Source organism: Curtobacterium sp. C2H10 (assembly GCF_025407985.1).
Taxonomy (GTDB): Bacteria; Actinomycetota; Actinomycetes; order Actinomycetales; family Microbacteriaceae; genus Curtobacterium.
The window spans coordinates 1-19,715 of sequence record NZ_JABXGF010000008.1 but is presented as its reverse complement, the minus strand read 5'-3'; the positions used below and the strand labels follow the sequence as shown (position 1 = coordinate 19,715).

Genomic DNA, 19,715 nt, shown 5'->3' with positions numbered 1-19,715 from the left:
TTACGCTCGTACCGTGTTCGACGGCTTCGAGAAGTTCCTGGTGATCGGGATCATCGGCGTCCTCCTGCTCGGTCCGCAGCGACTCCCGCAGTACGCCCAGAAGCTCGCCGAGTTCGTCAAGGCCGTCCGTCGCTTCGCCGACACCGCGAAGGACCGGATGCGCGACGAGATGGGCCCCGAGTTCGACGAGGTCGACTGGCAGAAGCTCGACCCGCGGCAGTACGACCCGCGCCGGATCATCCGCGATGCGCTGCTCGACTCCGGCAGCAGCGCCGCTGCGGTGCAGACCGCGCAGGTGACCGCGTCGAAGGTGCGCGCGACGGCACCCGTGGTGCCGCTCGCCGTCGGCGAGGCCGCACCGTTCGACGCCGAAGCGACCTGACACGACGTCACGTGAGCCGATGACGGACTGGAGGCGCGGTGCCAGCTGGCACCGCGCCTCCAGTCCCTTGGGTGGTGGCGACTACTGCAGGTCGGCCAGGAAGCGGTCCGTCCACGCGAGGGCCGGTGCGCTCGGGACCGAGCTGCAGGTGGACATCGCCGTCGTCGAGGAGCACGGGGTGTCGCGGTCGAGCGACCAGTAGTGGACCCCGGCGAGACCGTTCGCCTTCGCGTAGGCGGACAGCGTGTCGACGTCGGCGAGGGTGAAGACCTCGTCGGAGGCGTCGTTCACGCCGATCATCGGGGTGACCTCGATCTTCGACGGTGCGATGCCGTACGTGTGCTCGAGGTTCGTGACGGCCTGGATCGAGGACTTGCCCATCTCGCAGGTCGATCCGGAGAGGACGCAGTTCGCGGTCGTCGCGCGGCCGAAGTCCATCGTCATGAGGTTGACGGTGTAGTTCGTCAGGCTCGATGCCTTGATGGCCTTGACCGTGGCGTCACCGGTGCCGTTCAGGCCGCCGAAGCTCCCGTCGCTGGCGGCCAGGGTCGCGAGCGTGAACGAGAACCGCATCCCCGGGTACTTCGACTGCGCGAGCGCTGCGGCGTTGACGAGGTTCTGCACGTCGGCGGCGGACTGCCCGCTCTCGATGTCGAAGTCGACGCCGATCATGTGCGGGGTGGCGTACCGGGCGATGAAGCTCTGCAGCGCGGTGCCCGAACACTTGAACGAGCCCGCCGCACCGCCGGTGCTCACGATGTAGTTCACGCCCGCGGCGTCGAGCTTCGGGATGTTGGCGCTCGCGAAGGCGTCCGCGGCGACGCCGCCCCAGTTCTCGCTGCCGCAGGTGCCGGTGGCGAACGCGAGGGTGATCGCCTTGAGGCCCGGCTCCCGGGTGGACACCAGGCTGTTGCTCGACCCGACGACCGGGATGCGCGTGCCGGTGACGGCCGTGTTCATCACGTTCGTGTTCCAGTCGAGGTTCACGGTGACGTCCTTGTAGGGGCTGAAGACCAGGCCCTTCGCCGTCCCGCCGCTGCCGCCGGTGCCCGGCGTGGTGGTCCCGCCGCCCGGGTTGGTCGTACCGCCGCCGCCGGTGCCGGCGCAGGCTCCCGTGGACGTCCAGGGCTGGCCGCTGCCGGTCGCGCCGGAGTGGGTCGCGGGGTCGTCGCCCTGCGTCCACCAGTTCGCGGTGTAGTTCGTGCCGCTCTCGCTCACCGTCGCGCCGCCGCTGTAGGCGGTGCCCGCGCTCCACGCGGTGGCGCACGCCGGTGTGGCCGCCATGGCCGGTGCTGCTGCGACGGACCCGCCCGCCAGTGCAGCCGCGAGGGCCGCGACGAGTCCGATCCTGAGTCTGGTCCTGCTGTTCACACGGTTCTCCTGTCCTCGGTCCGGCGGCGTTGCCGGACACGGGTGGAGCCCCTGCGGACCCGATTCCGCAGGAGCATTGTGGAATACCCCTGCATATTGCTCCGCGGTGGAACGACCTGTCCATGAAAGGACGTACAGGCAGCGTCGATCGGCTGGCGGATCAGTCCTTCGACGCGACGATCGTGAAGGTCGTGGGGAGGCGGTCGCGGTCCTCGCCGGGCCACTCCCACGAGCCGTCCCCGGTGTCGACCATGCGCGGGCTGAACCGCCACGGCAGCGTCCGACCCTCGTCGAGTCGGCGCAGCCGGAGCCCGGCGCCGAGCAGGGCGTTCACGATCTCCGACAGCGGGTGCGGCCACTCGTAGGTGCGGGTGTTCGACACCGTGCCGTCGCCCGCGTAGGTGCCGGCGTCGTCCCACTGCTGGGCGGAGCCGTCCGCGAAGTACCGGTAGCGGGTGACGAGCCCGTCGGCGTCCTCGTCGAGCGCGTACAGCGCGGGGTGGCCGTCGCGGATGAAGAACACACCGCCCGGTCGCAGGAGCGCCGACACCTGGGCGGCCCACCGATCGAGGTCGTCGAGCCAGCAGATCGTCCCGATGCTCGTGTAGACGACGTCGAAGTCGCCCACCACCGCGGCCCGGGCGTCGAGGACGTCCGTCTCGACCCAGGTCACGTCGAGGCCGAGGCGCGCCGACAGCCCGGCGGCCGAGGCGAGCGCCGCGGGCGAGAAGTCGACGCCGGTGACGCGGGCGCCCTCACGCGCGAGCGAGACCGTGTCCGTGCCGATGTGGCACTGCAGGTGGCAGAGGTCGAGTCCGGCGAGGGAGCCGTCCGGCAGCCACGGCCGCAGCGCGGGCAGGTCGTCGCGGACGACGGTCGAGCGGTGGTCCGGGTCGGTCAGGGCATCGATCTCGTAGGCGCCCTCGTGGATGGGCACCCGGTCGTCCCAGTTCGCGCGGTTGGTGTCGCGGGCCTGCTCCCAGTCGACGCTGACGTGATCAGTGCTCATGCACCCGACCCTACGACAGCGTCAGCCCGAGCTTCCGGCCGGACAGCCCCCGTCCCATCGTGCCGATGCGGTCCGCGATCGCCGCCAGCGCCACCGCTGCCGGGTCCTCGGGATCGCCGAGCACCACCGGGACGCCGGCGTCGCCGCCCTCGCGGAGCGGCACGGACAGCGGCACGCTGCCGAGCACCGGGACGGCGGTCTCCTGGTCGCGGGAGAGCCGGCGGGCGGTCTCGGCGCCACCGCCCTCGCCGAAGAGGTGCAGCACGGACCCGTCGGGCTGCACGAGGCCCGCCATGTTCTCGACGACGCCGATCACCCGCTGCCCGGTCTGCCGGGCGACGATCCCGCTCCGTTCGGCCACGTCGGCAGCGGCCGCCTGGGGCGTGGTGACGACCAGGACCTCGGCGTGGGGGAGCAGCTGGCCGACCGAGATCGCCACGTCACCGGTGCCGGGCGGCAGGTCGAGCAGGAGCACGTCGAGGTCGCCGAAGTACACGTCGGTGAGGAACTGCGAGACGGTGCGGTGCAGCATCGGCCCGCGCCAGGACACCGCGGTCGAGACGTCGTCCACGAACATGCCGATCGAGACGACCTTCACGTCGTGCGCGACCGGCGGCAGGATCATGCTGTCGACCCGGGTCGGGCGAGGGGCCGCGCCCGCGGCGTCGGTGAGCCCCATCAGCCCGGGGACGCTGAAGCCGTGCACGTCGACGTCCACGATGCCCACGCGCTGCCCGCGGGCCGCGAGGGCGGCGGCGAGGTTCACGGTGACCGTCGACTTGCCGACGCCGCCCTTGCCGCTCGTCACCGCGATCACCCGGGTGAGCGAGTCCGGGGTGAACTGCACGCCCCGGGGTCTCCCCGCGCGGAGGCGTTCGGTGAGCGCGGCACGCGTCGCCGGGGCCATCACGGACACGTCCACCGCCACGCTCGAGACGCCGTCGACGGAACCGGCGGCCGCACGCACGTCGCGCTCGATGGTGTCGGCGGCCGGGCACCCGACGATCGTGAGCTGCAGGTCGACGCGCACCGCGCCTCCTGGCTGCACGTCGACACCACGGATCATGTCGAGCTCCGTGACGGGCCGGCGGATCTCGGGGTCGATCACGCGGCCGAGCGCGGCGAGGACCGCGCTGCCCAGCTGCTCGTCCGACCGGCCGCCGTCAGCCACGGGCCGTCGTGCCGGACTCGTCGGCGAAGCCGGCGTCCTCGGCGTCGCGCCGGTCGAGTTCCTCGAGCAGCGAGCGGATCTCGGCGCGGATGAAGTCCTTCGACGCCATGTCCCGCATCGCCAGGCGGAGCGCCACGACCTCGCGGGCGAGGTACTCGGTGTCGGCGAGGTTCCGCTCGGCGCGCTGCCGGTCCTGCTCGAACTGCACGCGGTCGCGGTCGTCCTGCCGGTTCTGGGCGAGCAGGATGAGCGGTGCCGCGTACGACGCCTGCAGGGACAGCACGAGCGTCAGGGCCGTGAAGCCGATCGCCGCGGAGTCGAACTGCCAGGGCTTCGGGGCGAGCGTGTTGTAGCCCATCCAGACGACGCAGAACAGGGTCAGGCCGACGAGGAACCAGGGCGTTCCCATCGCACGCGCGATGCCCTCGGTCGCGCGACCGAAGGCGTCACCGCGACCTCGGCGCCGGGTCGGCAGGACGCGGGTGCGCATGCCCTTGGGGGAGTCGAGTCGAGCATCGGTCCGCTCGCGATCGCGGCGGTTGTCATCCGTTCGGGCCACGGGTGGTCCTCCTTCCCGTCGTCACGGGCGTCCTGCGTGGGCGTTGGCGCGGAAGCGGTGAGGGTTCCCCCTCGCCCTGACTTCGCCAGTCGTCCGGCAGGACGTGGTCGAGGACATCGTCGATCGTCACCACCCCGACGAGACGGTGGGCATCGTCGACCACGGGGACGGACAGCAGGTTGTAGGTCGCCATGATGCGCGTGACCTCGGCCGCGCTCGCGTCGACGCGGACCGGGTCGGTCTGCTGGTCGATGAGCGTGCCGAGTCGTTCGTTCGGCGGGTAGCGGAGCATCCGCTGGAAGTGCACGAGGCCGAGGAACCGGCCGGTCGGCGGCTCGTACGGCGGCAGCGTCACGCAGACGGCGGCGCCGAGCACCGGCGCGAGTTCGTGGCGGCGGACGAGTGCGAGCCCCTCGGCGACGGTGGCGTCGGCGGACACGATCACCGGCTCGGTCGTCATGAGACCACCGGCGGTGTCTGGTTCGTACTCGAGGAGCATGCGGACGTCCTGCGCCTCTTCCGGCTCCATGAGCTGGAGGAGGGCCTCGCTGCGCTCGTCGGAGAACTGCGCGAGGACGTCGGCCGCGTCGTCCGGCTGCATGTGGTCGAGCACGTCGGCCGCACGGGAGTCGACGAGCCGGGTGAGGATCTCGATCCGCTGCTGGTCGGGCATCTCCTCGAGCACGTCGGCGAGCCGGTCGTCGGGGAGTTCCTCGGCGACCTCGAACCGCCGTTCCTCCGGCAGGTCGAGCAGCGTCGACGCCAGGTCGGCCGGCAGCAGGTCGGAGTAGGCGGCGATCACGTGTTCGGCGGACTGGGCCTCGCCGGGGAGCTCGTCCTCGGTGACCTCGTTCCAGGTCGCGAACGTCGTCGGGCCCTTGCCGAACGGGGACGGTGTGGTCTTCGGCTTGCGGAGGAAGAGCTGCGACACCTCCCAGTCGCCCTGCCCGCGGTCCTCGATCGCGACGTCCTCGATGGTGGCGCGGATGCGTTCCTTCTTGATGAGGACCTTGCGGCCGAGCATCTCCGCGATCACCCGGACCTCGCCACCGCGCTGCTCGAAGCGGCGCATGTTCACGAGGCCGGTCGTGATGACCTGCCCGGCACCGATCGAGGTGATGCGGCCGATGCTCACGAAGATCCGGCGCTTGCCCGGGACCTCGACGATCAGACCGACGACGTGCGGCGGATCGGCCCGGCGGTACACCACCAGGACGTCTCGGACGCGGCCGACGCGGTCTCCCGCGGGGTCGAAGACGGAGCACCCGGCGAGGCGGGCGACGAAGACCTTCGTGGCGCTCACCCGACCCAGCGTAGTCGGTGCGTCTGGCCGGATCCGCCGTGGCGGTCGGCGGCTTCCCTGAGAGTGCACGTGCGATTGCAAGGTGTGCGGTGAATGATGGCTGTGTGAGCAATCAGAGCCCGTTCGGCGGCCGGACCGCCCAGGCCTTCCCGACGCTGCCCAAGGGCGACGTCCTCGGCACCTACGACAGCTACCCCGACGCCCAGCGCGTGGTGGCGAAGCTCGCCGAGGCCGACTTCCCGGTCAACCAGCTCTCGATCGTCGGCAACGACCTCAAGACCGTCGAGCGCGTCACCGGCAAGATGACGTACGGCCGTGCGGCGATCGCCGGCGCGCTGTCCGGCCTCTGGCTCGGCATCTTCTTCGGCATCGTGCTGACGCTCTTCTCGCCGAGTGCCGGTGGCCTCATCCTCGCCGCCGCCATCATCGGTGCGGCGTTCGGCATGCTCTACGGCATCGTCTCGTTCGCGATCACGAAGCGGCAGCGGGACTTCACGAGCGTGCACCAGGTCCTCGCGACGAACTACCAGATCGTCGTCGAGCCGCAGCTCGTGGGTCAGGCACGTCGCATCCTCGGTGAGGCCGGGCTCGCCCCCACCACGCACTGGAACCCCGGGACGCCGGGTGCACCGGGACCGCAGAGCGGCCCGGGGGCCGGGTTCCAGGGGCAGCCGCCGCAGCAGCCGTGGCGTCCGGGGCCCGGGGCCGGCTCCGGTGCTCCCGGCTCCGGCGGGCAGTCGGCCGGGTCCGGCGGCGGGTGGGGCGCCGGTCAGCAGGGATCGCCGTACGGTGGGCACGCCACACCGCACCACCAGCCAGGAGGCGCGCAGCAGCCCGGCACGCCGCCCTCCGGCGCGCAGACGGGGACGCCGCGCTACGGCACGAACGAGGGGCCGCGCTACGGGGAGACCCCGGCGACCGCTCCCGCGCCTGCAGCGCCCGCGTCCGCACAGCAGCCGCGTGCGGAGGAGCCGCCGCGCTACGGGGAGCGGGTGACCGGGGCGACGCCGCCGGCGCCGAGCTCCGCCGAGTCCGCGGAGTCCGCGCCCCCGAAGGACGACGAGTCGCGCTGAGTCGCTGGCGGCCGCCGAGCCAGAGGGAACGGTCGGGGCGGGGCCGAGGTCGCACGACGGGGTCGGCGCCGGGGTCGGGGCCGAGGTCGCACGACGCGCCGCTCACGTCCGCCGAGGTCGCACGAACGGCCGCTCCCCGTCGCGGGGAGCGGCCGTTCCCGCGACCTCGGCGGCGTCCGTCCCGCTCGCGGATCGTCGAGCGGGCGGGACACGCCGCGCGCAGGTCGTCGAGCGGGCGGGAACGGCCGCCGAGGTGCTGCGAGCGGGACGTACTTCGCCCGCTCGGGGCCCGGGCTAGAGGACCTTCGAGTAGCAGATCGAGGTCGGGACCCCGACGTACGGCCCGAAGTTCGCGATGCGCGTGAACCCCTCGCGCTCGTAGAACCCGATCGCACGCTTCTGCTCGTTCCCGGTCTCCAGCACGAGCGCCGGCGAACCGAGGTCGAGCGCAGCGTCCTCCAACCGACGCAGCAGCGCCGCCGCGACACCGGCACCCCGGGACTCCGGCCGGACGTACATCCGCTTGATCTCGGTGATGCCGTCCTGCACGACCCGCAGCCCGCCGCAGCCGAGCGGCGTACCGTCGTCGTCCCGCGCGAGGAAGAACACCGCGATGGAGTCCGCCGTCGGCTTGTCGCCGGGTTCGGTGTCGCCGCCGTACGCACGGTCGATCTCCAGGCGCTGGGCGGCGCGGAGCCGCTGGGCGTCGGGGGAGTCGAAGTGCTCGACGTCGATCGAGAACGCGCTCTCGCTGGGGCTGGGGGAGACCTCCGGTGTCGTCACCCGCTCAGGCTAGCGGCCGGAGCGGGCGATCCACCCCTCCACTTCCGAGGGGGTCCGGGGGATGCCGACGGACAGGTTCTCGGCGCCGTCCTCGGTGACGAGGATGTCGTCCTCGATGCGGACGCCGATGCCGCGGAACTCCTCGGGCACGGTGAGGTCGTCCTGCTGGAAGTACAGGCCGGGCTCGATCGTGAAGACCATGCCGGCCTGCACGGTGCCGTCGATGTACATCTCACGCCGGGCCTTCGCGCAGTCGTGCACGTCGAGGCCGAGGTGGTGGCTCGTGCCGTGCACCATGTAGCGACGGTGGAACTGGTTGTCCTGCTGGAGCGATTCCTCGGCACTGCCGGGCAGGAAGCCCCATTCGGCGGTCTTGCGGGCGATGACCTCCATCGCGGTGGCGTGCACCTGACGGAAGGTGATGCCGGGCTTCACGATGGCGAAGGCCGCGTCCGCCGCTTCGAGCACGGCTTCGTACACGAGGCGCTGCACGTCGGTGAAGGTGCCGCTCACCGGGAGCGTGCGGGTGATGTCGGCCGTGTAGAACGAGTCGACCTCGACCCCGGCGTCGATGAGGATCAGGTCGCCCGGCTCGACGGCACCGTCGTTGCGGGTCCAGTGCAGGATGCAGGCGTGGTGGCCGGAGGCGGCGATCGTGTCGTAGCCCACGGTGTTGCCGTCGGCACGGGCACGGCGGTTGAACGTGCCCTCGACGATGCGCTCGCCGCGGGGGTGCGCCAGGACCGCGTCGAAGTCGGCGATGACGTCGTCGAACCCTGCCTTGGTCGCGTTCACGGCCTTCCGGAGCTCTTTGACCTCGTACGCGTCCTTCACGAGGCGCAGCTCGGAGAGGTCACGGGCGAGGGCGTCGTCCGTCGCGGGCACGCCGTCGGCCTCGGGCGCGCCACCGACGGCGCTGCCGATCCGGTCGTCGAGCCCACGGGTGAGGTCGGTGTCGGCGTCGCGCACGACGAGGGCCGAGGCGTCGAGTCCGGCGCGCACGGCGTCGAACGCGCCGAGGTCGGCCGTCGCGAGACCGAGGTCCGCCGCGACCTCGTCCAGCGAGGGGCGCGGGCCGACCCAGAACTCCCCGATCTCGGGGTTGGCGTAGAACTCCTCGGAGTCGCGGCCGGCGGTCGCGCGGAAGTACAGCGTGGCGTCGTGCCCGGAGCCGTTCGGCGTCATGACGAGCACGGAGCCGACGACGGTGTCGGTGCCCCAGCCGGTCAGGTGCGCGAACGCGGAGTGCGGGCGGAACGGGTAGTCGCAGTCGTTCGATCGCACCTTGGCCTGGCCGGCCGGTACGACGATCGTCCGGCCCGGGTGCAGCTCGGAGAGCTTCGCGCGGCGTTCGGCAGCGAAGGCGGCCTGCTCGCGGGGCTCGGGCAGCGGACGGTCACGATCGGCCCACTGCGAGCCGATGTAGTCCTTGAACGTCGAGGATCCGGGGGTGGTGGAACGGTTGCTCGTCGCGCGGGGCGTGGTGTCGGACATGCACCCATCATCGCACCGCCCGTCGCTCCGCGGCCTGTGCGCCCGCTCACCTGTGGATAGCATTGTCGACGTGCCCGATCCGTTCATCGACCTGCACGCGCACTCGAGCGTCTCCGACGGCACCGAGCGACCCGCGGACCTCGTCCGGGCGGCAGCAGCCGCCGGACTGGACGCCGTCGCGCTGACGGACCACGACACGACCGCGGGGTGGGACGAGGCCACGGCGACCGTCCGCGACCTGCCGGTCACGCTCCTCCCGGGTCTCGAACTGAGCACCCGCGTCGGCTACCGCAGCGTGCACGTCCTCGGCTACCTGGTCGACCCCGCCGACCCGGCGCTCGTCGCCGAGACCGAACGGATCCGCGACGGACGCCTCGCGCGGGCCCGCCGGATGGTCGACCGCATCGGCCGCGACCACCCGATCACCTGGGACGACGTGCTCGCGCAGTCCCGCGACGGAGCCACGATCGGCCGCCCGCACATCGCCGACGCCCTCGTCGCCCGCGGGCTCGAGGCCGACCGCAGCGCGGCGTTCCGGGGGATCCTGCACCCGGCCTCCGGGTACTACGAGCCGCACGAGGCGCCGTCCCCGCTCCGGGGCGTCGAGCTCATCCGACAGGCCGGCGGCGTGCCCGTCATCGCCCATCCCGCCGCGTCGTCGCGGGGGATCGTGATCGACGAGCCGATGCTCCGCGAGCTGGTCGAGGCCGGGCTCGGTGGGCTCGAGGTCGACCACCGCGAGAACCTCGCGCACGGCAAGCGCACCCTGCTCGACTGGGCGACGCGGTACGGCCTGTTCGTCACCGGGTCGAGTGACTACCACGGCACGGGCAAGCCGAACCGGCTGGGCGAGCACCGCACGGCGTTGGCGGCGTTCGACGCCATCCGCTCCGAGGCGACCGGCAGCGCGCCCGTCGTCGGCGCGGGCTCCCGCCTGGCCTGAGCGGCCGCCCGGGCGTCAACGACGTCAAGTCAACGACGTCAAAGCGACAGTCTTCGCGCTGGTTGCTCCGACCGGGCCGCCAAAGCGACGGGATGCCGCGGAACGTTCGCGGGAGTCTGTCGCTTGTGCGGCAGGTGACTCCGGGCCGGCGCGGCCCCCGCCCGGCGCGGCCCGCACACGACGAAGGGCCCGTCGCGTCGGCGACGGACCCTTCGGTGACGGCCTGGAGGCGCTACTCGCCGTCCGACGACCCCTGCGGCGCCGAGGCGGTCGCCTCGGACGAGCCGCTGCCGCTCCCGCGGCGGCGACGCCGACGACGACGCTTCGCGGCGCCGTCCGTCGAACCGTCGGCCGGTGCGCCCTCGGCACCACCGGACTGGGTCGGGGACCCGGCGTCCGCAGGCTGCGAGGCGGACCGTGCCGCGCCTCCCGGGCCGTTGCCGGAACCGGATGCCGAACCCGAGCCGGACCGCGTCCGGGTGCGGGGCGGACGCGAGCCGCTGCGCGGACGGTCGCCCGACTGCTTCTCGGCGGGGCCACCGGCCGATGCCGCGTGCGCCGAAGCGCCGGGCAGACGGCCCTTGGTGCCGGCCGGGATGTCGAGTTCCTCGAACAGGTGCGGCGACGACGAGTAGGTCTCGACGGGCTCGGGGATGCCGAACTCGAGCGCCTTGTCGATCAGCGTCCACTTGTGCAGGTCGTCCCAGTCGACGAACGTGACCGCGATGCCGGTCTTGCCCGCACGGCCGGTGCGCCCGGCACGGTGCAGGTAGGTGTCCGGGTCGTCCGGGATGGTGTGGTTGATCACGTGCGTGACGTCGTCCACGTCGATGCCGCGGGCCGCGACGTCGGTGGCGATCAGCACGTCACGCTTGCCGGCCTTGAAGGCGGCCATGGCACGCTCGCGCTGCTCCTGGTTGAGGTCGCCGTGCACCGCTGCGGCGTTGAACCCGCGGTCCTTGAGCTCCTCGACGAGCTTCGCGGCGGCACGCTTCGTGCGGGTGAAGATCACGGTCTTGCCGCGCCCCTCGGCCTGCAGGATGCGGGCGATGACCTCGTCCTTGTCGAGCGAGTGCGCGCGGTAGATGAGGTGCTTGATGTTCGCCTGCATCAGACCCTCGTCGGGGTCGGTCGCGCGGATGTGCACCGGGCGGCTCATGAAGCGGCGGGCGAGCGCCACGATCGGCGCGGGCATCGTCGCCGAGAACAGCATCGTGTGCCGCACCTCGGGGATGGCCTGGAAGATGCGCTCGATGTCCGACAGGAACCCGAGGTCGAGCATGCGGTCGGCCTCGTCGAGGACGACCTCCTGCACGTGCGACAGGTCGAGCAGGCGCTGGCGCTGCAGGTCGATCAGGCGCCCGGGGGTGCCGACGACGATCTGGGCGCCCGCCTTGAGCTGCTCGATCTGCCCCTCGTACGCCTTGCCGCCGTAGATCGCCGCGATGGTCGTCGGGCGGTTCGAGGTGGCGAGCTCGAGGTCCTCGGTCACCTGGACCGCGAGTTCGCGGGTCGGCACGACGACGAGGGCCTTGACGCCGGGCGCCGGGTCGGCTCCGAGGCGCTGGATGAGGGGGAGGCCGAAGCCGAAGGTCTTGCCCGTACCCGTCTTGGCCTGGCCGATGATGTCCTGGCCGGTGAGGGCGAGCGGGATCGTCTGCTGCTGGATCGGGAAGGGCTCGAGGATGCCCTTCGTCGCGAGCGCGTCGACGATGTCCTGCTCGATGGAGAGGTCTGCGAAAGTCAAAGAATCACCTTAGTTCTGGTGGAAGTCCCGACCAGTCTACCGGCGGGTCGGGCTCGGTTCTCCAGGCCCCTATGCTGGAGCCGTGGTGTCGTGGTGGAACCGGAAGCGCGCGGCGGAGCTCGCGTCCGCGTGGCTCGCGTCGCGGAACCCGCGGAACGCCTCGCCCGTGGAACGTCTGCAGCTCGACGACGTCAGCCCCGAGCTGGACGTCTACCTGGGCCAGGCGGCGTACCTCGAACTCTCGCTCTACGAGACGATGGGCCGCGCCGGGGCCGGTGCGCCGACCCTGTCCGGACGGCTCGTCACGGGCGTGCTCGCGACGACTGCGCTCGAGCGGCACCGCGCCATCGTCGCCGAGATCGAACGGACCGGCGGTGACCCGGCTGCGCTGATGGCTCCCCACCGCGAGGCGATCGACCTGTTCCTCGAGCGCACCAGCGGCGCGGACTGGTACGAGTCGATGCTCACGGGCTACGTCACCGCAGGGATCCTCAACGACCTGTTCGGCTCGCTGCTCCGGTCGCTCCCGGCCGAGGTCCGGCAGCGCCTGAAGACCGTGTTCGACGCGCGTGAGGAAGCCGCCGTCGTCGAGGAGCTCACCGAACGCATCGCCGAGGACCCGCAGGTCGGGTCGCGACTGGCGATGTGGGGGCGGCGGCTCGTCGGGGACACGTTGCTCGTGGCCCGGTCGGCGCTCGCGTCGCACGCGCGTGAGGACCAGGAACGGCTCGAGCCGGTCTGGACCGAACTCATCGCTGCGCACACGCGGCGCATGGACGCGCTCGGCCTGACGGCCTGACGGCCCCCGGGTCAGGCGCCGGAGGCCTTGACGCGCTCGTAGTACGCCGCGTCGGCAGCCGTACGGCGCTTGCCGAGGACCCACTCCGCGACGAGGGCGACCACACCGGCACCGACCAGGGCGACGACCCAGATCCAGGTCGCGTCGTACTGCCAGCCGGCCCAGGTCAGGGCCTCCCACAGCACCGCGGCGACGATGCCGCCGACCGCGGGGCCGAGCAGGGAGCCACGGCTCGACCGCCACGGCAGGACCACGTGCGCGACGGCCCCGAGGATCAGCCCGCCGAGGACCGCGAAGAGCAGCTCCACGTCAGGCGACGAAACCGATGCGACGGGACTCCTCCGCGCCGACCTCGACGTAGGCGAGGGACGCGACGGGGACGATGAACCGACGGCCCTTGTCGTCCTGCAGCGAGAGGTGCGTCGCCTTGTCGTCGAGCGCGGCCGCGACGGCCTTCTCGATCTCGTCGGCGGTCTGGGCGGTCTCGAACGCGATCTCGCGCGGGCTGTTGGTGATGCCGATCTTGATGTCCACGAGCACAGCGTATCCGAGCGGCCCCGACGGCCATCGGGCGTTCGCCGCAGGCGCACTGTCGGTCGCTGCGGTTACCGTACGAGGGTGCCCCAGACGACGCTCACGCCCGCACCCGAGGCCACGGGCGTCGCGCGGGCGTTGGCGTCCGACCCGTGGCAGGCCGCCGTGCTCGCGCTGCCGGACGGCCGGCACGCCGCGGTCATCGGCGCACCGGGCACCGGCAAGACGACCACGCTGTCGCGGCTGGTGGCAGCACGGCTCACGCCTGACGACGCGATCTCGCCCGACGGTCACGCCACCGTCCTCGCCCTGACGAGCGCCCGCACGGCCGCGACCGCGCTCCGCGACCGGCTCGCCGCCTCGGTCGACCGGGTGATGCCGGGGGCACTCGCACGGACGGTGAACTCGCTGGCCTTCCAGCTCGTCGCGCACGCCGCCGCCGTCCAGGGCCTCGAGGCCCCGACCCTCCTGACCGGCGGCGAGCAGGACCGCATCATCGCCGACCTGCTCGACGGGCACGAGACCGACGGCACGGGTCCGGACTGGCCGGCACCGATCACCGCCGTCGTCCGCGAACGCGCCGGCTTCCGCACCGCCCTGCGCGACGTCATGATGCGGGCGGTCGCCGCGGGCGTGGAACCCGAGGACATGCGCGAACTCGGGGACGACACCGGGCGTCCGGAGTGGCGGGCCGTCGGGGACTTCGTCGACGAGTACCGCGCCGCCGTGACCTCGTTCCGGGCCACCAGCCTCGACGCCGCCGAACTCGTCGCCTACGCCACGGCCGCCGTCCTGCGGGGGCAGGTCCCGGCGAGCGTCGCCGCGCTGCGCCTCGTCGTGGTCGACGACACGCAGGAGCTCGTCGAGGGGGAGATCGCGCTGCTCGGGGCGCTCGCCCGCTCCGGCGTGCAGATCGTCGCCTTCGGTGACCCCGACATCGCCGCGTCGGCGTTCCGCGGGGCCGAGCCCGACGTGCTCGGCCGCCTGGCCTCCCGGCTCGGTGTGGACCGCGTCGACGAGCTGGTCCTCGGCACGGTGCACCGGCACGCGGCACCCGTCCGCGCGCTCGTCTCCGGCATCACGGCGCGCATCGGTGCCGCCGCGGCCGGACGGCAGCGCACCGCCGTGGCGACCACGGCGGACGCCCGCCCCGACGCCGTCCTGCACCTCGAGGGCGCGAGCCGTGCCGCGCTCGTCGTCGCGATCGCCCGGCGGCTCCGCGAACACCGGTTGCTCGACGGCGTCCCGTGGCACCGGATGGCCGTCGTCACCCGCAGCGGTGCCGCGATCCCCGAGCTCGTCCGCGCGCTCTCCGTGGCCGAGGTCCCCGCGACCGCCGGGGCCGCGCCCGTCCGACCCCGCGACGACACCGCGGCGCGGTCCCTGCTCGACGCCGCGGCCGTCGCGCTCGGGGTCCTCCCGCTCGACCCGGTGCTCGCCACGTCCTTCGCGACCGGGCCGCTCGGCGGGCTCGACACCCTGGCGATGCGGCGACTCCGCCTCGCGCTGCGGCGGGAAGAACTGGCCGGTGGCGGTACCCGCACGGCCGACGAACTCCTCGTGGACGCACTCGGGGCGCCCGAGCGCCTGGCGACCGTCGACGCCGGGTTCGCCCGACGCGCGACGCGGCTCGCACGGAGCCTGGTGCAGGCGCACCAGGACGCCGAGTCCGGTGCGAGCATCGAGGAGATCCTCTGGGGGCTCTGGGAACGGAGCGGGCTCGCCGGCGCCTGGGGCGGCCAGTCGGCTGCCGGCGGGGTCGGTGCGGCCGAGGCCGACCGGCACCTCGACGCCGTGGTCGGGCTGTTCACCGCGGCGAAGCGGTTCGTCGAGCGCACGCCGGACGCCCCCGCGCGGGTGTTCGTCGACGACCTGCTCGGCGCCGACCTGCCCGAGGACTCGATCGGCCCCGACCGCACCGCCGGACGGGTCCGCGTGCTCACCCCCTCGGCCACGATCGGGCTCGAGTGCGACGTCGTCGTGGTGCTCGGGCTGCAGGACGGCGTCTGGCCGAACACCCGGGTACGGGGCAGCCTGCTCGATCCCGACGGCCTGGTCCGTGCCGCCGCGGGGATCGACCACGAGACGATCGACGACCGCGCCGCCGTGATCGCCGACGAACTCCGCCTGTTCGCCCGTGCGGTGTCCCGCGCCACCACCCAGGTGATCATCGGGACGGTGGCGAACGACGACGAGTCGCCCTCGCCGTTCGTCCGCCTCGTGCCCGTGCCGCCCGACCGGCAGCCGACCGTGCACCCGCTGTCCCTGCGCGGCCTCGCCGGGTCGCTCCGTCGGCGCGTGGTGGCCTCGGGCGACCACGAGGCCGCGTCCGCGCTCGCACGCCTGGCCGAGGCCGAGGTCCCCGGCGCCGCTCCGGACGACTGGTACGGGCTCGCCGAGCCCTCGACCGACGACCCCCTCGTCGACCTCGACGCCGAGCCGGCACCCGAGCACGAGGGCGGCGAGCCCGTGCCCCCGACCGTGTCGGTCTCGCCCTCCCGCATCGGCACCTTCGAGGAGTGTCCCGTGCACTGGTTCGTGCAGACCTTCGGCGGCAGCGCCCCGAGCCCCGCGATGGGTATCGGGACGATCGTGCACGAGACCATGGAGCACGCCACCGCCGTCGACGTGGAGTCCCTGTGGCAGCACGTCGAGGGCCGGTGGGACGAGCTGACGTTCGAGTCGCCCTGGATCGCCGATCGCGAACGCGCCCGCACCCGTCGCATGATCGAGGGACTGAGCGACTACCTCCGCACCTTCGCGAGTGCCGGACGCCGACTGCTCGGCGCCGAGACCTCGTTCGCGCTCGTCACCGGGCCGGCACGGATGCGCGGCAGCATCGACCGGATCGAGGTCGACCCGGACGGCCGTGTCAGCGTCGTCGACCTCAAGACCGGGCGCTCGATGCCGAGCGAGAAGAACGACATGCCCGAACACCCCCAGCTCGGCGCGTACCAGCTCGCGGTCGAGGACGGCGCGGTCGAGGGGGTTCCCGCCGGCTCGGCGATGGCCGATGCCCGGCTCGTGTTCGTGCAGAACGCCCGCAGCGGCCGTGCCTACTCCGAGCGGACGCAGCAGGCGTTCGACGACGAGGCGCGTGAGGCCTACCGCCAGCGGCTGCACACCGTGGCGACGGGCATGGCCGGACGGACCTTCCTCGCGAACGTCGACGACCACTGCGAGAAGGCCCGGACCGGCGTCGAGTGCCGGATCCACGTCGTGGGCGAGGTGACCTGGTGAACGAGGAACAGCTGCTCGGCCCCGACGGTGCCCGCACCGCCGATCCGGACCGCGTCGAGCCGCCCCGGCACGACGCCGACGCGATCGCCGACGCCCTCGGACGCCCGCGCCCCACAGCGCAGCAGCGCGCCGTCATCGAGTCCCCGCTCACCCCGGCGCTCGTCGTCGCGGGAGCCGGCAGCGGGAAGACCGAGACGATGGCGTCGCGGGTCGTCTGGCTGCTCGCGAACGGGATGGTCCGCCCCGACGGCATCCTCGGCCTGACCTTCACCCGCAAGGCCGCCGGCGAGCTGTCGGTCCGCATCAACGACCGCATCCGCGCGCTCGAGGACGTCGGGCTGCTCGAGGCCGGTGACGCGTTCGAGGCGCCGACGGTGTCCACCTACAACGCGTTCGCCAACTCGGTCTTCCGCGAGAACGCCCTGCTCGTCGGCCGCGACGGCGAGTCCCAGGTGCTCACCGAACCGTCCGCCTGGCAGCTCGCGCGCCGGGTCGTCGTCGCGGCGCGGGACGACCGGCTGGCCGGGCTCGACCGCGACGTCGACACCGTGACCGCCGCGGTCGTCTCGCTCGCCGGCGCGGTGTCCGAGCACCTCGTCGAGCCGGAGCGGTTGCGTCGGTTCGCGATCGAGTTCGCCGAGCTGCTCCAGCTGCCGGGGAACGCCCGCGGTGGCGCGTACAAGGTGATCACCGACGCCGTCGCCGCGATCGGTGCCCTCGAACCCCTCGTCGACCTGGTGGAGGAGTTCCGTCGGCAGAAGGTGGACCGCGGGTTCGTGGAGTTCTCCGACCAGATCGCCCTCGCCCTCGCCGCGGCCGAGTCGGCACCGCGCGTCGTCACCGACCTCCGGCAGCGGTACGGCGTGGTGCTCCTCGACGAGTACCAGGACACCTCGGTCGTGCAGACGCGGTTCCTCGCCCGGCTCTTCCGCGGGCACCCGGTGATGGCGGTCGGCGACCCCCACCAGTCCATCTACGGGTTCCGCGGGGCGAGCGCCGCCAACCTCGCCCGGTTCCCGCGGGACTTCGGCGGGACGTCCGACGACGGCGCCGACGCCGCACGCCCCGTCACCTTCGCGCTCTCCACCAGCTGGCGGAACCCGGTCGACGTCCTCGCCGGCGCCAACGCCGTCGTCGCGCCCCTGTCCGAGGCGTCCGAGGTCGACGTCGAGCGCCTCGTCCCCCGACCCGGGGCGGACGCCGGGACGGTCCACGCCGTGTTCCCGGAGACCCTCCCGGACGAGGCCGCCGCCGTGGCGGAGTGGTTCGCCGCGCGCCGCGCCGCCGACCCGACGGGGTCGATGGCGCTCCTGCTCCGCTCGCGGAAGGACCTCGCCGCGTTCACCGCCGCCCTCGGCGACCGTCGCGTGCCGTTCCACGTGCTCGGCACCGGCGGACTCCTGCAGCGGCCGGAGATCGTCGACCTCGTCGCGTGCCTCCGCGTGCTGCACGACCCCGCCGCCGGCAACGACCTCATCCGGCTGCTCGCCGGCGCCCGGTGGCGGATCGGCGCCGCGGACATCGCCGCCCTGCACGCCCTGGCCCGCTGGTTGTTCGGCCGCGACCACACCCAGCAGCGACTCGACGACGACGTCACCGCAGCCTTCCGGGCATCGGTCGCCGCGGGGGAGCACGGCTCGATCGTCGACGCCCTCGACTTCGTCGCCACCGCCCCGGACGAGCACGGCGCGCTCGCCGACATCAGCGAGACCGGACGCCTCCGGATGCGCGACCTCGGCCGCCAGCTCCAGGCGCTCCGGTCCAGGGCCAGTGGCGACCTCGTCGACTTCGTCACACTCGTCGTGCAGGAGATGCGGCTCGACATCGAGGTCGCCGCGCACGAGCATGGGAGCGGGGCGTTCCTCGACGCCTTCATCGACGAGCTCGCGGGCTTCGTGACGACGGACGACCGTGCCGACCTCGGTGCGTTCCTCGGCTGGATCGACGCCGCTGCCCGTCGCGACGACATGGGTCCCCGCTCCGAGGAGCCCGAGGCCGGCACCGTGCAGATCCTGACGATCCACGGGTCGAAGGGCCTCGAGTGGGACGCCGTGGCGGTTCCCCGACTCGTCGAGGGCGCGCTCCCGGCCCGCCCGCTGGAGGGCTCGTCCGGGTGGATCGGCTTCGGCCGGCTGCCGTACGAGTTCCGGGGCGACGCCGACGAGCTGCCGCGACTGGACTGGCGCGGGCACGACACGCAGAAGGACGTCACGCTCGCGATCGACGCCTACAAGGAACAGGTGAAGGCCCGCAACGAGGACGAGGAGCGTCGCCTCACCTACGTCGCGCTCACCCGGGCGAAGCACGACCTGCTCGTCTCCGGCTCGTTCTGGGCGGGTGGGGTCCGACCCACCGAGCCGAGTCGGTACCTGCGGGACCTCGTCGACGCCGGGGTCGTGGACGCCGCCGCCGTCCCCGAGACGACCGAGCACGAGGAGAACCCCCTCGGTGATGCCGGGGCCACGCAGTCCTGGCCGCACGTGCCGTTCGGGCAGCGCGCCGCCCGGGTGGTCGCCGCCGCCGACCGCGTGCGGAACGCCAACCCCGGGGCGGCCGGTCGGTTCAGCGCCGACATCGACCTGCTGCTCGCCGAGCGCGCCGCGAACCGGTCGGCCCGGCACCGGGTGGTCGTCCCGCACCGCGTCCCGGCGTCCGGGTTCAAGGACTACCTGGCCGAACCGGACGCCGTGGCCGAGCGGCTGCGGCGCCCGATGCCCGAGCGGCCCTACCGCGCGACCCGCCTCGGCACGCTCTTCCACCAGTGGGTCGAGCAGCGTGCCCGCAGCGGCGGTTCGCTCGAGACGCTCGACGCCTGGCCGGACGAACTCGACCTCGACCCGGACGACGTGGTCGACGCCTCGGCGAACGTCGCGGTCACCGACGACGACGCCCGGCGGCTCGCCGACTTCCAGGCGACCTTCGCCCGGTCGCGGTGGGCGGAGCTGACACCGATCGAGGTCGAACGGGAGATCCACATCCCGTTCCTCGGCCACAGCGTCGTCTGCAAGCTCGATGCGGTGTACGAGATCGACGGCCGGGCCGAGGTCGTCGACTGGAAGACCGGCAAGGCCCCGTCGGGCGACGACGACCTGGCGAAGCGGCAGTTGCAGCTCGCGCTGTACCGGGTCGCCTACGCGGAGTTCACCGGGCGCCCGATCGACGAGGTCGACGCGGTGTTCTACTTCGTGGCCGACGACCTCGAGGTCCGGCCGCGCGAACTCCTCGACCGCGCCGGACTCGAGCGCGCCTGGCGGGACGCGATCGGCTGACGCCGGCCGGCGCCGGCCAGCCGCGCTGACGCCGGCAC

The 19,715-nt window shown here is 73.0% G+C and carries 16 protein-coding genes; 6 read left to right on the top strand and 10 right to left on the bottom strand.

Going from position 1 to position 19,715, the window contains the following annotated elements:
- Positions 1-13 precede the first annotated feature (13 nt).
- On the top strand, positions 14-382 hold the full coding sequence (locus tag HWD93_RS05740; protein ID WP_070416695.1) for a twin-arginine translocase TatA/TatE family subunit: 369 nt from the start codon (positions 14-16) through the stop codon (positions 380-382).
- 81 nt (positions 383-463) lie between these two features.
- On the opposite strand, the gene HWD93_RS05735 is transcribed toward HWD93_RS05740, so the two are convergent.
- From HWD93_RS05735 to HWD93_RS05715, 5 genes are all read right to left on the bottom strand, one after another.
- Positions 464-1,753, bottom strand: coding sequence for a carbohydrate-binding protein (locus tag HWD93_RS05735; protein ID WP_261646355.1), 1,290 nt, complete (start codon positions 1,751-1,753; stop codon positions 464-466).
- Positions 1,754-1,913: 160 nt separating this feature from the next.
- Positions 1,914-2,762 (bottom strand): bifunctional 2-polyprenyl-6-hydroxyphenol methylase/3-demethylubiquinol 3-O-methyltransferase UbiG, encoded by an 849-nt coding sequence (locus HWD93_RS05730; protein ID WP_261646312.1) that lies wholly within the window; start codon positions 2,760-2,762, stop codon positions 1,914-1,916.
- Positions 2,763-2,772: 10 nt separating this feature from the next.
- Positions 2,773-3,933, bottom strand: a complete 1,161-nt coding sequence (locus HWD93_RS05725; RefSeq protein WP_261646311.1) for an Mrp/NBP35 family ATP-binding protein — start codon at positions 3,931-3,933, stop codon at positions 2,773-2,775.
- Positions 3,926-4,492 carry a DUF1003 domain-containing protein gene (locus tag HWD93_RS05720; RefSeq protein ID WP_374115141.1) on the bottom strand — a complete coding sequence of 189 codons (567 nt, stop codon included), beginning with the start codon at positions 4,490-4,492 and terminating at the stop codon, positions 3,926-3,928. The genes HWD93_RS05725 and HWD93_RS05720 overlap by 8 nt, the downstream gene beginning before the upstream one ends.
- Entirely contained in the window at positions 4,476-5,795 is a 1,320-nt protein-coding gene (locus tag HWD93_RS05715) for a magnesium transporter MgtE N-terminal domain-containing protein (RefSeq protein WP_070416690.1), read from the bottom strand. Before HWD93_RS05715 ends, HWD93_RS05720 begins: the two co-directional genes overlap by 17 nt.
- Positions 5,796-5,899: 104 nt before the next feature.
- Here HWD93_RS05715 and HWD93_RS05710 point away from each other — a divergent pair, with 104 nt between their 5' ends.
- Positions 5,900-6,868 carry a general stress protein gene (locus tag HWD93_RS05710; RefSeq protein ID WP_092384198.1) on the top strand — a complete coding sequence of 323 codons (969 nt, stop codon included), beginning with the start codon at positions 5,900-5,902 and terminating at the stop codon, positions 6,866-6,868.
- Positions 6,869-7,162: 294 nt separating this feature from the next.
- Here the strand turns inward: HWD93_RS05710 and HWD93_RS05705 are convergent, their stop codons facing one another.
- Both HWD93_RS05705 and HWD93_RS05700 read right to left on the bottom strand, forming a co-directional pair.
- A complete protein-coding gene (locus tag HWD93_RS05705) occupies positions 7,163-7,651 on the bottom strand; it encodes a GNAT family N-acetyltransferase (protein WP_092384196.1) in 489 nt (162 codons plus the stop codon).
- A 9-nt stretch (positions 7,652-7,660) separates the two neighbouring features.
- Positions 7,661-9,145 (bottom strand): aminopeptidase P family protein, encoded by a 1,485-nt coding sequence (locus tag HWD93_RS05700; RefSeq protein ID WP_261646310.1) that lies wholly within the window; start codon positions 9,143-9,145, stop codon positions 7,661-7,663.
- 70 nt (positions 9,146-9,215) lie between these two features.
- Here HWD93_RS05700 and HWD93_RS05695 point away from each other — a divergent pair, with 70 nt between their 5' ends.
- Positions 9,216-10,088 (top strand): PHP domain-containing protein, encoded by an 873-nt coding sequence (locus HWD93_RS05695; protein ID WP_083403228.1) that lies wholly within the window; start codon positions 9,216-9,218, stop codon positions 10,086-10,088.
- A gap of 232 nt (positions 10,089-10,320) precedes the next feature.
- On the opposite strand, the gene HWD93_RS05690 is transcribed toward HWD93_RS05695, so the two are convergent.
- Positions 10,321-11,835, bottom strand: a complete 1,515-nt coding sequence (locus HWD93_RS05690) for a DEAD/DEAH box helicase (protein WP_261646309.1) — start codon at positions 11,833-11,835, stop codon at positions 10,321-10,323.
- Between the two features lie 82 nt (positions 11,836-11,917).
- Between HWD93_RS05690 and HWD93_RS05685 the strand changes: the two genes are divergently transcribed.
- A complete protein-coding gene (locus HWD93_RS05685) occupies positions 11,918-12,634 on the top strand; it encodes a ferritin-like fold-containing protein (protein WP_070416686.1) in 717 nt (238 codons plus the stop codon).
- 11 nt (positions 12,635-12,645) lie between these two features.
- Here HWD93_RS05685 and HWD93_RS05680 read toward each other — a convergent pair whose 3' ends face one another.
- Positions 12,646-12,942, bottom strand: coding sequence for a hypothetical protein (locus tag HWD93_RS05680; RefSeq protein ID WP_070416685.1), 297 nt, complete (start codon positions 12,940-12,942; stop codon positions 12,646-12,648).
- A gap of 1 nt (position 12,943) precedes the next feature.
- Positions 12,944-13,168 carry a DUF3107 domain-containing protein gene (locus tag HWD93_RS05675; RefSeq protein WP_070419176.1) on the bottom strand — a complete coding sequence of 75 codons (225 nt, stop codon included), beginning with the start codon at positions 13,166-13,168 and terminating at the stop codon, positions 12,944-12,946.
- Positions 13,169-13,252: 84 nt separating this feature from the next.
- Between HWD93_RS05675 and HWD93_RS05670 the strand changes: the two genes are divergently transcribed.
- The gene (locus HWD93_RS05670) at positions 13,253-16,408 is read left to right on the top strand and encodes a UrvD/REP family ATP-dependent DNA helicase (protein WP_261646308.1); all 3,156 of its coding nucleotides are present in this window, start codon (positions 13,253-13,255) and stop codon (positions 16,406-16,408) included.
- Positions 16,405-19,677, top strand: a complete 3,273-nt coding sequence (locus tag HWD93_RS05665; RefSeq protein ID WP_261646307.1) for an ATP-dependent DNA helicase — start codon at positions 16,405-16,407, stop codon at positions 19,675-19,677. Before HWD93_RS05670 ends, HWD93_RS05665 begins: the two co-directional genes overlap by 4 nt.
- Positions 19,678-19,715: the final 38 nt, after the last annotated feature.

Bases quoted from the DNA above. Each gene is read 5' to 3' on its own strand.
- HWD93_RS05700 (WP_261646310.1), bottom strand. From the start codon at position 9,145: ATGTCCGACACCACGCCCCGCGCGACGAGCAACCGTTCCACCACCCCC.
- HWD93_RS05730 (WP_261646312.1), bottom strand. From the start codon at position 2,762: ATGAGCACTGATCACGTCAGCGTCGACTGGGAGCAGGCCCGCGACACC.